This is a genomic window from Vibrio sp. Y176 (assembly GCF_033438945.1).
Genome location: NZ_JAWOQS010000033.1, coordinates 1 through 3,799, shown reverse-complemented (window position 1 = coordinate 3,799; position 3,799 = coordinate 1). Strand labels below are relative to the sequence as shown.

The following is a 3,799-nucleotide window of genomic DNA, read 5'->3' as shown; positions in this document are numbered from 1 at the left end:
TTTTACCAACTTTGGCTACGCACCTAACAAACTGTTCAAGAGGGATTCGCAACGCGTGGCATTTTCACTATGCGTTGGTTTTCGTGATTAAGGTGGTATGCGGCTGCTTCGGTATTGCATTGCTCACCCCTTAACAGGGCGTTATACATTTGGAGCAATATGAAACTTATACAACTAGAAAATATGCTCTACAAGGCGACCAAATCAATAATAGTAAGGTTGTCGTCTGAGTTTCCGCAGCATCACTTCTATTACGTAGCTTTGGTCACAACTGGAGAGGGACGTCGACCTATATTTTCGGCTTGGTCTGACGAACTGTTGCAAACCGGAGCTTCATCTTCTGAAGACCAAGAAGAAATAAAATGGTCATATGCAGACTCACCGTTGTTTGGTTTCTGCGATGAATACTTCTCAGATGTTGAACTACTTTTGGACAATGTGAGCGCTGAATGTGATTTTAGTGAAGAGACTACGGCAGTTCTTTTATCTGCGATGGAGTCGACTCTTAAGCGCTTGGATATTGAAGGTTACTTAGATAGCTTAAATTGTCGAAATGAACTTTATATCAACGCAGAAATCATGCCGCCAGACGCGACAAACGTTGAACGAGCATATAGGTTAAATCCGCGTGAGTCCTTAGATAGTTGGCTTCGAGAGGCGGCGGAATAAATGTATAACAAATTGTTCAAGAGTGATTCGGCACGCGTGGCATTTTTGCCATGCGTTAGTTTTAGTGGTTAAGGTGGTATGCGGGAGCTTCGGTATTGCGTGCCTCACACCTTAACAAGGCGTTATGTGTCTTTAAAGCCCCTACCTCTCTGGGTAAAATCTCTGAAAGGTAGGGTTAGTTACTAACGTTTAATTTCGTTTCTCGAAGGGAATATATCATATGTCGCCCAGCAGCTTTTGGCTAAATCAGCTCCAAAGTGCTTAATGCCAGCGTGTACAACTTTGATACCTTTATTACTTAGATGTTGAACTGATGGTTTCATATCAGAATCTTGAGAAACAATAATTGCTAGATCATAGCTTTTATCTAGGCCAAGGCTAAGTAAATCAGTTACTAATAGTGTATCGACGCCTTTTTCTTGTGTTGCATTGATTCCTTTCTGGCAATGAGGGCACTTATCAATTGGTTTATGACAATGGACACAGTTTTGATGTCTTTTGGGTTTTCTATCCAGACAGTAGGCACGAATACTTGGCTGTTTAGCTAAATTGTTTTGGACCCAATTTTTGTATTTACCATTATCATTCGGATCAGTCGACGTATAGATTCGCGTTTCTTCGTATGTGAGACTGATAGCGGGATTGCTAGTTTTTAAATGGGCTTCAACTTTGTTTGTGAGCCATTGCCCGAGCGTATACCAGTTAATGTTAAAGCGATGTGTGTTGGAAGCGGCACCGTGACTTCTAGCATCTTCTTGTTGAACTGACAATTGCAAGTTCCAGTAATCTACAAAAACGATTGTTCGCACTACTATTGACTCCTGTAAGATTTAGGCTAGAATGTACCACATTATTGCCCACATCTGCTAGGTACATTCTCCTTACCAATCAAAAATGCAGGTGTTTATTATTTCCCGAGGGAGAGTATTCTCCCTCATATTTCCCCAGTACCTTAACTTCAAATCCCAACACATAACAAACTGTTTAAGAGTGATTCGCAACGCGTGGCATTTTTACTATGCGTTGGTTTTAGTGTTTAAGGTGGTATGCGGCGGCCTTGGTATTGCGTTGCTCACACCTTAACAGGGCGTTATGTGCTTTGGTGGAAATGGATATGGAAATCACAATCAGGCGTATCGAAACAGAAAGCATTGAGGACAAAGGTATATTCGAGACTTTGTTTATAGAGTACCTATCTGGATTCTCAGTTGAGCTAGATCTCTCAGTAATTGCTCAGTTATTTGCATTGCCTTATTTCCACGGATTTATCAGTTTTGTCGACAATAAGCCTGCTGGTTTTGCGGTTTGCTTTGAATCGTTCTCAACTTATCGTGCGCAAGGAGTGATGAATATTCATGACTTTATGGTGTTGGACAACTTTCGTGGTAAAGGTGTTGGCAAGGCACAACTGAATGGTATCGAACAGTATTGTCGTGATAATGATTACCTCAAAATCACATTAGAGGTCGGTGATGATAATGTTGCAGCTAAAAAGCTCTACAGCTCATTGGACTACGAAGATTACAGAGTAGTTTTGAAAGGGCAGCAACATTGGCAAAAGTACCTCAATTAGCACGCACATAACAAACTGTTCAAGAGGGATTCGCAACGCGTGGCATTTTTACTATGCGTTGGTTTAAGTGTTTAGGGTGGTATGCGGCGGCTTTGGTATTGCGTTGCTCACCCCTTAACAGGGCGTTATGTAACAGGAGTAAGTTTTGACATTTTTAGAAATTATCGGTGGTATCGGCAGTGCTGCATCTATTTCCGGTTTCTCATTGAAAGATCTAGTTCCCTTTGTGAATGATCCTGACAAACGTGAGTTAGAGCGGTACTTTTCGTTTTTAGAGCAGCGTATGGTTTTAGTCGCTCCTTTTGATCAAGAAGTCACTCAGGCAGTAATCAAAAGCCTAGAGTCAATCAAAGACGAAACAGAACAATGCCGATTAAACTTAAAATCTGAAATGACTCGTCATTTCTTACTTGAGTTAGTAACAACTTTGAGCAAAGAGTTGATGGTTTTATATAAATATCAAGGGAATAGTAACGATTTCCTTTTCTATAAAACGCTTCAAGTAGTTAGAGTCAAGTTTGCTCGCGTCTTATGCTTGTTATGCGCAGCTCATAAGGTCGACCTTTCTGTAAAGCAAACAGCACTTGCAAGAATGGTTCTTGAACATGCATATCGACCACGATAAAAGTTACATAACAAAGCGTTTAAGACAGATTCCCAACGCATGGCATTTTTTATTTCATCATTAGGTTTTGTGTTTAAGATGGTATGGTTAGGTGTCGTGGTGGCGTTGCTCACTACTTAACGCGGCGTTAGTTTGCAAGAGGAAAAACGCAGCTATATCGCAAAATCTAGTGGTAAAAGCTCAAAGTTGAAACTGGTGTATCGGCGTTCAATTTCAGTGTTAACTAGCGTGGTGAAAATTCAAAATTGGCATCGTTTCAACGGTTGATTTGTTCTTTGGTGCGGCGACTTTTTGGGTTAACTGAGTTGAGCTTTTTTGCTGAAACTCTGCTCGTTGAGTTTGTTGGTACGAAAGCCGATTTACTCGCTGAGATGGCGTTTTCTCTAGTGTGGTAAGTTCATGTTGTTTCAGTGGCTTTGTTGAAAGTCAGCATTGTGAGGTTGGTTTTCCAAAAGCGCTTTTTGGTGTTGTGAGTCGTTTTTTTGCGGCGTTGTTTGTTCCACGTGGTTTCATTGACTAGCCGCTTTAGACTACGCCTGACTTGAGTGCATCAAAGCACATAAAGTTTATTGTTTGCAAAGTTTAAAATGACTTAAAATCAACGCTTTGGGTTTGCAAACTAACAAACTGCTCAAGAGGGATTCGCAACGCGTGACATTTTTACTATGCGTTGAATTTAGTGATTAAGGTGGTATGCGGCGGCTTTTGTATTGCGTTGCTCACCCCTTAGCAGGGCGTTAGCATACTTTGATAGGAGTTTAGATGACTACGATAGTCGAACAAATTGTCAATCGTGAAATTGACTCGGTCATCGTGTACGAATCTGACCAAGTTATAGCTTTTGCAGACCATGATCCAATCAACTTTGGACATATTTTAATTTGTCCCAAGACTCAATACCGCACTTTCATCGACTTGCCCGAGTCTGTGTT

At 41.0% G+C, this 3,799-nt stretch carries 5 protein-coding genes; 4 read left to right on the top strand and 1 reads right to left on the bottom strand.

From position 1 onward, the window contains the following. The first annotated feature begins 159 nt into the window (after positions 1-159). Positions 160-669 carry a DUF4303 domain-containing protein gene (locus R7O13_RS23705; protein WP_318304797.1) on the top strand — a complete coding sequence of 170 codons (510 nt, stop codon included), beginning with the start codon at positions 160-162 and terminating at the stop codon, positions 667-669. A gap of 182 nt (positions 670-851) precedes the next feature. Here the strand turns inward: R7O13_RS23705 and R7O13_RS23700 are convergent, their stop codons facing one another. Next, complete coding sequence (locus R7O13_RS23700; protein WP_318304796.1) at positions 852-1,478, bottom strand: NYN domain-containing protein; 627 nt, start codon at positions 1,476-1,478, stop codon at positions 852-854. Between the two features lie 305 nt (positions 1,479-1,783). On the opposite strand from R7O13_RS23700, the gene R7O13_RS23695 reads away from it, so the two are divergent. From R7O13_RS23695 to R7O13_RS23685, 3 genes are all read left to right on the top strand, one after another. Continuing rightward, positions 1,784-2,242, top strand: coding sequence for a GNAT family N-acetyltransferase (locus R7O13_RS23695; protein ID WP_045421985.1), 459 nt, complete (start codon positions 1,784-1,786; stop codon positions 2,240-2,242). Positions 2,243-2,387: 145 nt separating this feature from the next. Next, on the top strand, positions 2,388-2,867 hold the full coding sequence (locus tag R7O13_RS23690; protein ID WP_318304795.1) for a hypothetical protein: 480 nt from the start codon (positions 2,388-2,390) through the stop codon (positions 2,865-2,867). A gap of 762 nt (positions 2,868-3,629) precedes the next feature. Beyond that, the coding region (locus R7O13_RS23685; RefSeq protein WP_318304798.1) for an HIT family protein at positions 3,630-3,799 on the top strand (170 nt) is incomplete at its 3' end.